13 protein-coding genes and 2 tRNA genes are annotated in these 12,884 nt (G+C 19.2%); 8 read left to right on the top strand and 7 right to left on the bottom strand.

Translation table 11 applies throughout. The annotated features are described in order from the left end of the window. Positions 1–237: glycine--tRNA ligase subunit alpha (locus tag GJT84_RS00315; RefSeq protein ID WP_168866899.1), on the bottom strand; the 237-nt coding region annotated here is incomplete at its 3' end. Positions 238–426: 189 nt separating this feature from the next. Between GJT84_RS00315 and GJT84_RS00320 the strand changes: the two genes are divergently transcribed. From GJT84_RS00320 to rplY, 3 genes are read left to right on the top strand one after another with little or no spacing between them, the layout of a single operon-like run. After that, the gene (locus tag GJT84_RS00320; RefSeq protein WP_168866900.1) at positions 427–1,356 is read left to right on the top strand and encodes a cation diffusion facilitator family transporter; all 930 of its coding nucleotides are present in this window, start codon (positions 427–429) and stop codon (positions 1,354–1,356) included. A gap of 35 nt (positions 1,357–1,391) precedes the next feature. Further along, entirely contained in the window at positions 1,392–2,354 is a 963-nt protein-coding gene (pfkA, locus tag GJT84_RS00325; protein WP_168866901.1) for a 6-phosphofructokinase, read from the top strand. Between the two features lie 33 nt (positions 2,355–2,387). After that, on the top strand, positions 2,388–2,681 hold the full coding sequence (rplY, locus tag GJT84_RS00330) for a 50S ribosomal protein L25 (RefSeq protein WP_168866904.1): 294 nt from the start codon (positions 2,388–2,390) through the stop codon (positions 2,679–2,681). 32 nt (positions 2,682–2,713) lie between these two features. Here rplY and dapB read toward each other — a convergent pair whose 3' ends face one another. The 3 genes from dapB to ileS are packed head-to-tail and all read right to left on the bottom strand — an operon-like array spanning position 2,714 to position 6,793. Further along, a complete protein-coding gene (dapB, locus tag GJT84_RS00335; protein WP_168866905.1) occupies positions 2,714–3,490 on the bottom strand; it encodes a 4-hydroxy-tetrahydrodipicolinate reductase in 777 nt (258 codons plus the stop codon). A gap of 55 nt (positions 3,491–3,545) precedes the next feature. Then, the gene (gene lspA, locus GJT84_RS00340) at positions 3,546–4,007 is read right to left on the bottom strand and encodes a signal peptidase II (protein WP_168866906.1); all 462 of its coding nucleotides are present in this window, start codon (positions 4,005–4,007) and stop codon (positions 3,546–3,548) included. Positions 4,008–4,015: 8 nt separating this feature from the next. Next, positions 4,016–6,793, bottom strand: a complete 2,778-nt coding sequence (ileS, locus tag GJT84_RS00345) for an isoleucine--tRNA ligase (RefSeq protein WP_168866907.1) — start codon at positions 6,791–6,793, stop codon at positions 4,016–4,018. Between the two features lie 256 nt (positions 6,794–7,049). On the opposite strand from ileS, the gene rpsT reads away from it, so the two are divergent. The 3 genes from rpsT to gpmA are packed head-to-tail and all read left to right on the top strand — an operon-like array spanning position 7,050 to position 8,430. Next, positions 7,050–7,313: a 30S ribosomal protein S20 gene (gene rpsT, locus GJT84_RS00350; protein WP_168866908.1), complete on the top strand. Its 264-nt coding sequence runs from the start codon at positions 7,050–7,052 to the stop codon at positions 7,311–7,313. 11 nt (positions 7,314–7,324) lie between these two features. Further along, a complete protein-coding gene (erpA, locus tag GJT84_RS00355; protein ID WP_168866909.1) occupies positions 7,325–7,672 on the top strand; it encodes an iron-sulfur cluster insertion protein ErpA in 348 nt (115 codons plus the stop codon). Positions 7,673–7,728: 56 nt separating this feature from the next. After that, positions 7,729–8,430, top strand: a complete 702-nt coding sequence (gpmA, locus tag GJT84_RS00360; RefSeq protein WP_168866910.1) for a 2,3-diphosphoglycerate-dependent phosphoglycerate mutase — start codon at positions 7,729–7,731, stop codon at positions 8,428–8,430. Positions 8,431–8,436: 6 nt separating this feature from the next. Here the strand turns inward: gpmA and pta are convergent, their stop codons facing one another. Next, positions 8,437–10,569, bottom strand: a complete 2,133-nt coding sequence (gene pta / locus GJT84_RS00365; RefSeq protein ID WP_168866911.1) for a phosphate acetyltransferase — start codon at positions 10,567–10,569, stop codon at positions 8,437–8,439. Between the two features lie 47 nt (positions 10,570–10,616). Beyond that, on the bottom strand, positions 10,617–11,822 hold the full coding sequence (locus GJT84_RS00370; RefSeq protein WP_168866912.1) for an acetate kinase: 1,206 nt from the start codon (positions 11,820–11,822) through the stop codon (positions 10,617–10,619). A gap of 312 nt (positions 11,823–12,134) precedes the next feature. Here GJT84_RS00370 and GJT84_RS00375 point away from each other — a divergent pair. Next, a tRNA-Cys gene (locus tag GJT84_RS00375) sits at positions 12,135–12,205 on the top strand. A gap of 32 nt (positions 12,206–12,237) precedes the next feature. Further along, positions 12,238–12,327, top strand: a tRNA-Leu gene (locus GJT84_RS00380). 40 nt (positions 12,328–12,367) lie between these two features. Here GJT84_RS00380 and GJT84_RS00385 read toward each other — a convergent pair. Continuing rightward, positions 12,368–12,829, bottom strand: a complete 462-nt coding sequence (locus tag GJT84_RS00385) for a CvpA family protein (protein ID WP_168866914.1) — start codon at positions 12,827–12,829, stop codon at positions 12,368–12,370. Positions 12,830–12,884 lie beyond the last annotated feature (55 nt).

A 12,884-nucleotide genomic window follows, 5' to 3' on the forward strand; every position in this document is an offset into this window, starting at 1 on the left:
TTGTTGTAATCTATTAGGATGTTTTCCATATCTACCATCACAAGGTCTTCTAGATAATTGTATATATGCAATATTTTTAACTTCTGGTCCTATAGCATATAAACATGTCATTGGATGAGAAGTACCAGCACCAACTTCAGTATCAATTGGTTGTAATATACAACATCCTTGTTTAGACCAATATTTTTGTAAAATAAATATCATTCCTTCAAAAGTCTTTTCATTAAATTTTTTCATTTTATTTTATGTTATTTAAGTTAATTTTTATAATAAATATTAAATTTTTAATAATTTATTTGAACAAAAATTTTAATTTAACATATTTATTATAGAATAAATATTAATGTTAAAGTAAACTATAATTACATTATATTTATTAATTTTTAATTTACTAAACTTATAAAATTAATAAGGATTAAAACAAACATGAATGTTAAAGCAAAAAAAATAATTAAAAAAAATCAATATACTAATTTAGTTACTAAAGCAACAAATTTAGCTATTTTGCTATCTTTAACATTATTAATGTTAAAAATATGGGCTTGGTGGTATACAAAATCTATTAGTATGTTAGCTGCTTGTATTGATTCATTAATAGATATTACTTCTTCAACAATTAATTTATTTGTTATATTTTATTCTTTACAACCGGCAGATTCAGAACATACTTTTGGTCATGGAAAAGCTGAATCATTATCAGCGTTAGCACAAAGTATGTTTATTTCTGGAACTACTTTATTTCTATGTTTAAATAGTATTAAATATTTATCAAATCCTGAAAAATTAAATTATCCAATAATTGGTGTACTAGTAATAATTATTTCATTTTTCTTAACTTTAATATTAGTTATATTTCAAAAAAAAGTTATTCATAAAACAAATAGTCAAGCAACACATGCTGATATGATACATTACGAATCAGATATATTAATTAATAGTGCTATTTTAATTGCCTTATTTTTAAATTATTATGGAATACATAGAGCAGATTCAATAATAGCATTAATAATAAGTTTATTTATTTTTTATAATGCATTTAAAGTTGGATATAAAGCAATTCAATCATTATTAGATCAAGCTTTACCTAATACAGAAAAAACAATAATAATTAATTTAATTAGTTCATGGCCAGGAGTAAAAGGTGCACATCAATTAAAAACTAGAAAATCAGGTCCAACACGTTTTATTCAATTACATCTAGTATTAGATGATTATTTACCTCTATTAGAATCACATTATATTGCAGAACAAATAGAAATAGCTTTAAATAAAAAATTTCCTAATTCAGATATTATAATACATCAAGATCCTTATTCAATTGTTTCTAATAAATATAAAGGATATTTTAAAAAATAAAAAATTAATTTTAAATTTAAAATAATGAGGTTTAAATGATTAATAAAATAGGTATTCTTACTAGTGGTGGTGATTCTCCAGGAATGAATGCTGCTATTCGTGGAATTGTAAGAACAGCAATAGGTAATAATATTGAAGTATTTGGAATATATGATGGATATTTAGGTTTATGTAATAATAATATAAAAAAATTAAATAGACATAGTGTATCAGATATTATTAATAGAGGAGGAACTTTTTTAGGTTCAGCAAGATTTCCTCAATTTAAAAATATAAAAATACGTAAATTAGCAATTCAAAACATGAAAAATTACGGTATAAATGCTTTAGTAGTTATTGGTGGTGATGGTTCCTATATGGGTGCAAAATCTTTAACCGAAATGGGATTTCCATGTATCGGAATACCAGGAACAATTGATAATGATGTAGCAGGAACTGATTATAGTATTGGATATTTTACAGCATTAGAAACTATTGTTCAAGCTATAGATCGTTTAAGAGATACTTCTTCATCTCATCAACGTATATCAATTGTAGAAATAATGGGAAGATATTGTGGAGATTTAACTTTAGCCGCGGCTATTGCTGGAGGATGTGAATTTATTGTTTTACCTGAAATTACTTATAATCAAAATGATTTAGTAAATGAAATTAAATTAGGAATAGACAAAGGTAAAAAGCATGCTATAGTATTAATAACAGAATATATTTGTAATATTAATAAATTAGCAAAATTTATTGAAACAAAAATAAAACGAGAAACAAGAACTACTGTATTAGGTCATATTCAAAGAGGTGGTACTCCTGTTGCTTATGATCGTATATTAGCTTCTCGTATGGGTGCTTATTCGGTAGAATTATTATCTAAAGGATATGGTGGTAGATGTATAGGTGTTATAAATGATAAGATGGTTCATCATGATATTATTTATGCTATAAAAAAAATGCAAAGAGTTTTTAAAAGTGATTTATTAGATACAGCTAAAAAATTATATTAAATTTTAATTTTCATATAATAATTTGAGAAAATAATGAATAAAATAAAAGTTTTTAAAAGAAAGACTACAGGAAAAAAATCAAATAAATTATTACGTATGAACGATAGAATACCAGCAATAATATATGGAAATAAAAAAAAAGAAATACCTGTATTTATTGAAAATAAAGATTTATTAAATATAAATAATGATTTATTAAATAATAAATATAAAATAATACATTTAATAAATGAAAAAAATGAATTTATTAGAGTAAAAATTTCAGATATTCAATACCATCCATTTAAATTAACAAAAATTTATCATATAGATTTTTTAAGATTATAAATAATTTTTAAAAATTAATAATATATAATTTCTTATAATCCTAATACATCACACATATCATATATTCCTTTCTTGTTAAAATTAGAAATCCATATAGCAGCTTGTATAGCTCCTTTAGCAAAAGGTATTCTATTAGAAGCTTTATGTATTAATTTAATTTGTTCTCCTATAGAAGAAAAAATTATCTCATGTTCTCCATAAATATCACCAGCTCTTATAGAATGACAATTAATTTTTTGAAATTTTTTATGATTTAAAAATTTTAGAATAATATTCTTCATAGATATAGCTGTTCCTGAAGGACAATCTATTTTATTTTTATGATGTTTTTCAATAATATCAATATCTAAAATATTATTTTGTTGATTAAAAATTTTAGATATATTTTTTAATATTGTAAATATTACATTAATTCCTGTACTAAAATTAGATGACATAACAATTCCAATATTATTAGATAATTTTTGTATTGTTATTTTTTCTTTTTCAGAAAAACCAGTTGTACCAATTACAATATTTTTATTATATTGATTACAAATATTAACATATTTTAATGTTGATTTTGGATTTGTAAAATCAATTAATGTATCAAAATCATTAATTATATCTATAATATTATCTTTTATATGTAAATTATATAATATATTTTCAGATATATATTTAATTTTAGTATTAATTTTTAAAGATTTTTTAGATTCTAAAACTGCATTTAAGGTAAAATTATATTTGTTTTGATTTATAATTTGTAATAAAGTTTTACCCATACGACCATTAATACCGGATATAGCTAAGCGAATTTTATTATTCATTTCATAATAACCTATTCATAAATATTTTTATAAAATTAAAATTTTATATAATATTTTAATTCATAATTAAATATATAATACCAATAAATATTGATATATCTGCTAAATTAAAAATAGGGTAATGTAAATTACCTACATGTAAATCAATAAAATCTATAACAAAACCATTAATTATTCGATTAATAAAATTTCCTAATGATCCAGCAATAATTAAATTATTAATAAAATTACTAGATTTTTTTTTTATGTTTATAAAATAAAATAAAATAAATATTAAAATATTAATAAATAAAATAATTAAATTATATTTATGTTCTCCTAAAATTCCTAGTATTATACCATAATTATTAATATAATATAAATTTAAATAAGAATTAATATAATAAGACTCATATAAATCAAAATATTTAAAAATAAAAAATTTACTAATTAAATCAATAGATATAATTATACATATAATGATTATATTTATAAAATTATTTATTTTATATTGCTTCATTAATTTTATTTTAATCATTTTTAATATTAAATAAATAAACGTATTTCACCATTACCTTTAATATTTTTTATACAACGATAACAAATATCATCATTAAGTTTTATATAATAATACCAACATCTTAAACATTTTTTTCCTATAGCTTTTGTAATTTTAAACTTGTTTATTAATATATTATTAGAATCTTTTGTAGATTGTATAATAGTAATAAAAGATACTAATAAAAAAAACCGTAATTCATTACCTAATAATAATAATTTATTATAAATATTTTTATTTAGATATAAAATAATATTAGCTTCTAAAGAACTACCTATAATATTTTTTTCTCTTGCATATTCAATTATTTTATTCACTTCAATTTTTAATTTAAATAAATCGTTCCAATAATTATTATTCATAATTTCATCTGAAGATAATTGAAATAATCCAGAATACCATTCTTCCGTAAATACATATTTTGATTTTTTACCAGGAATATAATTCCAGATTTCATCTGCTGTAAAAGATAATATAGGAGCAATCCATCTTACTAGTGCTTCAATTATTAAATATAATGCAGTTTGACAACTTAATCGAGCTATACTATCTTTTTTAAATGTATATTGTCTATCTTTAATAATTTCTAAATAAAAAGAACCCATATCAATAGAACAAAACTGTATTATTTCTTTTATTACATTTTTAATATTATATTTATTATAGTTATTTATTATATTATTTTGTATTAATTTAGCTTTATTTACAGCCCATCTATCTAATACCAACATATTTTCTGCTTTTAATATATTTTTTTCAGGAATAAATTCATCTAAATTAGCTAATAAAAATCTTGCTGTATTACGAATACGTCTATAAATTTCTGTAGTTTTATTTAAAATATTTTTAGAAATACAAATTTCATTAGAATAATCAGTTGATGCTACCCATAATCTCAATATATCACTACCTAATGAATTTACTATTTTTTGTGGATGAATAATATTTCCTAATGATTTAGACATTTTTTTCCCTTGATTATCTACAGTAAATCCATGACTAATTACTGTTTTATAAGGAGCTTGATTATTTATTGATGTAGAAATTATTAAAGAAGAAATAAACCAACCTCTATATTGATCAGATCCTTCTAAATAAAGATCAATTTTTTTTTTATCTAAATATTTTATATTTGAAATTACTGAATCATAAGTAGATCCAGAATCAAACCAAACATCTAATACATCTAATACTTTTTCATAATTAATTGAATCTATACCTAAAAATTCTTTTATATCTAAATCCCACCATGATTGTATACCTTTTTTTTCTATAATTTTTGCTATTAATTCTATAAAATAAATAGAATTACAATGCATTTTTTGTGTTTTTTTATTTATAAATAGTGGTATTGGTATACCCCAAAAACGTTGACGAGATATACACCAATCTGGTCTATTAATTAACATAGCATGCATTCTATTAAATCCCCAATTAGGTATCCATGCTACTTTTTTTATTGTATTTAATGCTAAATTTCTAAGATTATTTTTATCCATACTAATAAACCATTGAGGTGTAGCTTTAAAAATTACAGGTATTTTATGACGCCAACAATATGGATAACTATGTAAATAATCTTCTGATAAAAATAACGAGTTATTTTTAATTAAAATTGATTGAATTATTTTATCAGAATTAAATATATTAATATTATCTAAATTAGGATGAATTCCTTTAATATAAAATCCTTTTTCATTAATTATATTAACTCCTTTAATATTATTTTTATTACATATATTATAATCATCTAAACCATGATTTGGAGCAATATGAACAATTCCTGTACCTGAATTTTCTGAAATATAATTAGTAATAATCAATAATGAAATATTATTATTAATAGGATTATATGAAAAAATATTTGTAAAAGAACTTCCTTTTATTTCTCCTAATATATTCCAAACCATTATTTTTGCTTTTTGCATTATATTTTTAACTAAATTTTTAGCAATAATTATAATTTCATTATTAATTTTTATTAATTGATAATTAATATTAGGATGTATTGCTATTGCTTTATTTGCAGGTATTGTCCATGGAGTTGTTGTCCATATTAATAATGAAATATCAAAATTATTTTTTATATTACAATATTCTTTAATAAAATTAGTATTAATAATTTTAAATTTAATATATAAAGATAATGATTTTTTATTTAAATAATCTACTTCTGCTTCAGCTAAAGAAGAACAACAAGAAATACACCAATGTACTGGTTTTTCTCCTTTATATATATGATTATTTTGTAATACTTTACTAAATGTTCTAATTATATTAGCTTCTGTTTTAAAATCCATAGTTAAATATGGATTATCCCAATCAGCAATAACTCCTAATCTAATAAAATCTTTTTTTTGTTTTTTAATTTGTTTTAATGCATATTTTCTACATTCTAATCTTAATTGTGATGTAGAAAATTTTTTATTTAATATCTTTAATTTTTGTTCTACTTTTTGTTCTATAGGTAAACCATGACAATCCCATCCAGGAATAAATAAAGAATTATAACCATTCATATTTTTTGATTTAATAATAATATCTTTTAAAATTTTATTAAAAGCATGACCAATATGAATATCTCCATTAGCATATGGTGGACCATCATGTAAAATAAAAATTTTTTTTTCTTTTTTAGAATTAAGTATTCTTTGATATAAATTATCATTTTTCCATTTTTTTAATATAATTAATTCATTAATAGAAAGATTTGCTTTCATTGGAAATTTAGTTTTTGGTAAATTTAATTTAAATTTATTTTTCATATTATAAATATTTCCCTAAAATATATTTTATATTATATAAAAAAATAATAAAAAATTTTTTATAATAAATATATTATTTATAAAATTTTTAATAAATATTAACATATATTATTATTGAAACTGAAATTATAATATAATTAATAAAAATTAATTTTATTAAAGTTAATTTTTTAGATATACTAAAATAAAATATATATATTTTTTAAAAAAGTATGTAATTTATAATTAAATTAAATTAATGGTTTAAGGAGATAAAATGGCTAATATTAAATCATCTAAAAAAAGAGTTATTAAATCTGAAAAACAAAGAAAACATAATATAAGTTATCGTTCAATGTTACGTACTTTTATAAAAAAAGTAAATAATGCATTATTAACAAAAAATAAAGATTTAATACAAACATCATTTAAACAAATGCAATCTATTATTGATAGACAAGTAAATCGTGGTTTAATACATAAAAATAAAGCTGCACGTCATAAATCAAGATTATATTCTAAAATGAATAATATTATTTAATATATTATAAAATGAAAAATAATTTAACAAATACATCAATAAAAATTACAAAAATAGCTATTAACAGAATAAAAAAATTTATTATAAATAATCATATTAAAAAAGTTAATTTTAGAATATTTATAATTGGAGGTGGATGTAACGGATTTAAATATGAATTTATTTTAGATGAAAAAATTAATAAAAAAGATATAATAATAAAATTATTAGATTTTTCTATTTTAATAGATCCTATTAGCATGCAATATTTATTTGGAAGTGTAATTGATTATATTGAAAATATCGAAGGATCAAAATTTATTATTCGTAATCCTCAAGCTAAAACAACTTGTAATTGTGGTTCTTCTTTTGATATTTAATAAATATTATTTTAAAATTTTATACAGTATTTAAATATTTTATATAAAGGTAATATATGTCTACTATAAAATTAGTATTACTTCGTCATGGTCAAAGTCAATGGAATAAAGAAAATCTTTTTACTGGATGGTATGATATTGGATTATCTGAAGAAGGAATAATTGAAGCTGAACAAGCAGGAAAAATATTAAAAAATTATAATTTTAAATTTGATTATGCTTATACTTCTGTTTTAAAAAGATCTATACATACTTTATGGTTAATTTTAACTGAATTAGATCAAATGTGGATACCAGTTAAAAAAACATGGAAATTAAATGAAAGACATTATGGAGCATTACAAGGACTTAATAAAGATCAAATAACTGAAAAATATGGAAAAAAACAAGTATATAAATGGAGACGTAGTTTTGATATTAATCCACCATCTTTAACTATAGAAGATCATCGATGTCCGAGATATGATTCTAAATATTCTAAACTAGAAGATTACGAATTACCATTAACAGAAAGTTTATCAATGACTTTAAAAAGAGTAATAGATATATGGTTAAATGATATTTTATATAAATTAAAAAATAGAGAACGTATTATTATAGTAGCACATGGAAATTCTTTACGTGCATTAATTAAATATATTGAAAATATTAATGATAATGATATAGTACATTTAAATATACCCACTGGTATTCCAATAGTTTATGAATTTAATGAAAATATAAAATTTCATAAAAGATATTTTTTAAAAAACATATAAAAAATTTTATATTTTATTTGATGATTGAATAGATGTTATAATTATAGTATAGATAATATCTTCAATAGAAGATCCTCTAGAAAGATCATTAACTGGTTTATTTATACCCTGTAAAATTGGACCAATAGATATTATTTCAGATGATCTTTGTACTGCTTTATAAGTAATATTTCCTGCATTAAGATTAGGAAAAATAATAATATTAGCTTGACCGGCAACTAAAGAATTAGGAGCCTTATATTTACCAATATTTTTTATTATAGCAGCATCATATTGTAAGGGTCCATCTATAATTAAATTAGGATATTTATTTTGAACAATTTTAGTTGCTTGAAATACTAGATCAACATCTTTTCCAGCAGCAGAATTACCTGTAGCATATGACATCATTGCAATTTTAGGTTTTATATTAAATAATTTAGCGGATTCAGCAGATTGTATTGCTATTTCAGCTAATTGTTCTGCATTAGGATTAGGATTAATAGCACAATCACCATATATTAATACTCCTTGTTTAAGTAACATAAAAAATATAGATGATATTAAAGAATACTGAGGTAAAGTTTTAATAATTTGTAATGCAGGTCTAATTGTATCAGCAGTAGTATGATTTACACCTGATACTAAACCATCTACTTCTCCTAATTTTAACATGATAGTAGCTAAAAATATATTATTTTTTAATAAATTTTGGATTGAATATATATCCATATTTTTATATTTTTTCATATTTATAACAAAATTAATATAATTATTTCTGATATGATCAGGATCGATAATATTAATTGTTTTATCTAAAAAAATATTATTTATTTTTGCTATATTTTCTATTTCTTTAACTTTACCTAATAAAATACAATTAGCAATTTTTTGATTTGCACATATCGAAGCTGCTTTTATAATACGTAATTCATTTCCTTCTGGAAGTAAAATAGATTTATTTATTTCTTTTGCTTGTTTAATTATATTATATTTAAAAATATATGGTGATATATAATCATCATTAATATTTTTATTAAAGTTATTAAAAAATATAATTTTATCTATATATTTTAACATATAATTTTTAATTTTATTAATTAATAATTTATCTTGTAATGGAAAATAATTTTTATTAAAATTTTCTAATTTAGAATATATTTGCCAAATATTTAAATTTATATTTAAAAGTGTTATATTGTTTTTTATACTTAAATTAATTAAATTATTAATAAATTTATTATCAATAATATAATTTTCTTTATATTCTGTAAATAAAATTGCTGTAATAATATTACCATTAATAATTAATTTATATAAATATTTTAAAAAATTTATATTATTAATAGAAACAATAATTACATATTCAAAAAAATGTTTTTTATATATAATATTATTATCTATAAAAATAGTGGATTTTATCTTACAATTATCAATAATATTAATTATATTACAATTTAAATATTGACATATTTCTATTATATTAATTTTAAATATATGAGATATTTTCCCCCATGGAATATATATAAAAGATTTATTATTTTTTAATAAAAAAGAATTAATATTATTAGTTATTTTTTTTTCTATATTATTTTTTAAAAATATATTATAACAATAAAAAAAAGGATTATTATTTTTTTGAAAAGATTCTTTAATAATATACAATGAATTATATAATTGTTTTTTACTTAAAAAATTATTAAAAATAGAATTAATTTTTAATTTTATTTGTTCAAAAGTATTTTTTTTTAACATTGATGTAACAAAAATAATATTTGCATTTAAAATTGTTGCTATTTTACAATTTAAATTAAAGAATAATTCTTGTTCTGTAGATATAGGTATTAATCCTTCTATTAGAATAATATTAGTTTTTGTTATATTAGAATAATAATTTTGAATAATATTATCTATTATATCATTATATTTTATTGTATTATCTAATTTTAAAATATTTAATGATTTTATATAATCTATAGTAGTAGATTTGGTTAAAACTTCTTTTGTATAATTAAAAAAATTATTTTCTATTTGAGAAATAGGTTTAAAAAATTTACATATTAAATTTTGTGCTTGTAAATTATGAATTAATCCTAAATTAACACTTGTAAAAAAATTAACATCAACATCTACAGGTATTGATATAATAATTTTTGACATAATTATATACTCCTTTTTGTAGATTTATTTTTATTATATAAAATATTTTAATTATTAATAAGAATAAATGTATCTTGTGCAATTAATAATTCTTCATTAGTTGGTATTACTAATATTGGTATACTATTGTGATTATTAATCAATCCTGTTTTACCATGTTTTATATTAATATTTAATTTTTTATTTATATTTATACCTAATATTTTTAATTTTTTTATTGTTAATTCTCTAATTAAAATACTATTTTCTCCTATACCACCTGTAAAAATAATAGCATCTAATTTATGATTCATTAATATAGTATAAGAAGCTATATATTTTGATAAACGATGTACAAATATTTTTACCGCATTTTTTATTTTTTTATCATTTAAATAATTATTTTCAATATATCTAAAATCACTAGTTATATTTGTTAAACCTAACATCCCTGATTTATGAGTTAAAATATTTTCAATTAAATTGATATCCATTTTTAATTCTTTATTCATATAAAAAATAATAGCTGGATCTATATCACCACATCTTGTACCCATAACTAATCCTTCTAATGGAGTTAATCCCATTGAAGTATCTACACTTTTACCTTGATAAATAGCAGTTACTGATGAACCATTTCCTAAATGACAAGAAATACAATTAAAATCATTAATTGGTTTTTTTAATATTTTAGATCCTTCTTCAGAAACATATCTGTGACTTGTTCCATGAGCTCCATAACGACGTATTTTATATTTTTTATAAAAATATAATGGTAAAGCATATAAATATGATTCTTTAGGTATAGTTTGATGAAAAGAAGTATCAAATACTGCAACTTGTTTTTTTTTTAGATGTGGAAAAGATTTTAATGCTTCTTCTATACCAATTAATTGAATAGGATTATGTAATGGAGCAAATATACATGCTTCTTTTATACCGTTTATAACTTTATTATTAATTATTACAGATTGTGTAAATTTTTCTCCTCCATGAACAATACGATGTCCAATAGCAATAATATTATTAAATAATATTGGATACATAGTTAAAATTTTATTTGCTAAAAAATTTAATGCTATTCCATGAGAACTTTGTTTAGTTAAAAAAAATTTTTCTTCAGAATTATTGATTTCCCATTTAATATAAGCTTTAATATTATTAAAATATTCTGCAATACCAGATAATAAAGTTTTTTTATTTACAGGATTAATTATAGCAAATTTTAAAGAAGAACTGCCACAATTAATTACAAGTATTAGTTTATATGACATAAATTATCCTAATATAAATTTATAAAAATATCTTTTTTATAATATATAAATTTATAAAAAATAAAAATTTAATAATTAATATTATAATATATAGTTAATATAATTTAAATAATTTATATATATTATTTTATTAATAAATTAATAAAATATTAAAAATATTTTTTAGTTATAATTATATAATATTTAAAAAATTTATTTTTTTTATATTATATATAAAATTATAGTAATATATTCATTGCAATATTTATAAATATTGTTTTATAATATTTATAAATTATTAAAAAAAATTTTTATTTATAAAAATAAACATACGGCGCATTGGCAGAATGGTTATGCAGAGGATTGCAAATCCTTTTATTTCGGTTCAATTCCGGAATGCGCCTTTTTTAAAATTAAAATAATATTTTTTTAAAAAGCCCAGATGGTGGAATTGGTAGACACAAGGGACTTAAAATCCCTCGGCATATATATTGTTGTGCGGGTTCAAGTCCCGCTCTGGGTACCAAAATAATTATTTTACAATATATTAAAAATAATTAATAATTTTAAATAGATTGTTTTATATTATTTAATAAATTATTAAAATAAGTAAATAATTGTGGGTGATTTCTTAATATATCTTGATAATATATATAATTACAATAATTTAATAAATATAAAAATATTAAGATTATTATAACACCTCTAAATATACCAAAAAATAGACCTAAAATTTTATTTATTTTATCTAAAATAGATCTATGTATTTTTTTATTTAAATAATAATTAATTAAATATCCAATAATTAATATTATTATAAATAAAATAAACATAGAAATACTATTTTTTAATAATAAGCTATCAATTCCGTATATTTTTTTAGATAAAAAATAATAATATTTTTTAGATAAATAATATGCGAAAAACCAAGTAAATATTGATAATGTTTCTTTTAAAAAACCTCTAAACCAACTTATTAAAGTTGAAATAATAATAATTATTATAAGAAGATAATCAATCCAATACATATTATTCTATGTAAACCTCAATGTTAAATTATAAAAATTTTATCTTAAATGTTTA

Origin of the sequence: Enterobacteriaceae endosymbiont of Plateumaris sericea, assembly GCF_012562605.1 — a bacterium.
Lineage (GTDB): Bacteria > Pseudomonadota > Gammaproteobacteria > Enterobacterales > Enterobacteriaceae.